Below are 985 nucleotides of genomic sequence, written 5' to 3'. Positions count from 1 at the left end.
GGCATTTGATGGTGCATTGTTTTCCCAAGAATGGAAGGATGCACTATGGGCCAGGTTCTTCACGGCAGCGCCACAACGACAGAGGCGATCCGTCGAACAATACAGAATAGTCAAGAGAGCCTGAGAACGCTGGCCAAGCGCTACGGGATCAACCAGAAGACCGTCGCTAAATGGAAGAAGCGGACGTCAGTTGCCGATCTGCCGACCGGCCCACAGGAGCCGAGATCGACGATCTTGTCGCTTGAGGAAGAGGCAATCGTCGTTACCTTTCGCAAGCACACGCTGCTGCCGCTGGATGACTGCCTCTATGCCCTCCAGCCGACGATCCCGCACCTGACGCGCTCCTCGCTGCATCGCTGCCTGCAACGTCACGGCATTTCCCGCCTGCCCGAGGTCGAGGGCGACAAGCCAGGCAAGAAGAAGTTCAAGCGTTATCCGATCGGCTATTTCCACATCGACATCGCCGAGGTGCGCACGGCCGAAGGCAAGCTCTACCTCTTCGTGGCCATCGACCGGACCTCGAAGTTCGCCTATGCGGAGTTGCATGAGAAGGCTGGTAGGATGGCGGCCGCCCAGTTTCTGCGCAACCTCGTGGCCGCCGTCCCCTACGCCATCCACACCGTGCTCACCGACAATGGCATCCAGTTCACCAACCGCACGCAGGACCGGCACGCCTTCGAGCACATCTTCGACCGCGTCTGTCGCGACAACGGCATCGAGCACCGGCTCACGAAAGTGAAGCATCCGTGGACGAATGGTCAGGTCGAGCGCATGAACCGCACGGTCAAGGAGGCCACCGTCAAGCGTTTCCACTACGACAACCACGATCAGCTCCGTCAGCATCTCCAAGACTTCATCGACGCTTACAACTTCGGGCGCCGGCTTAAGACACTGACGGGGCTAACCCCCTACGAATACATCTGCAAATGCTGGACAAAGGACCCTGAACGCTTCAGGCTCGATCCAATCCATCAAATGCCGGGAC

The 985-nt window shown here is 59.0% G+C and carries 1 protein-coding gene; it reads left to right on the top strand.

Annotation, left to right across the window (positions count from 1 at the left end; genetic code table 11):
- Positions 1-45: 45 nt before the first annotated feature.
- The coding region (locus EN874_RS32155) for an IS481 family transposase (protein WP_127428837.1) at positions 46-985 on the top strand (940 nt) is incomplete at its 3' end.

Origin of the sequence: Mesorhizobium sp. M1D.F.Ca.ET.231.01.1.1, assembly GCF_003999155.2 — a bacterium.
Lineage (GTDB): Bacteria > Pseudomonadota > Alphaproteobacteria > Rhizobiales > Rhizobiaceae > Mesorhizobium.
Note: the sequence above shows the minus strand (reverse complement) of the source record. Positions and strands in the feature narration are given on the sequence as shown.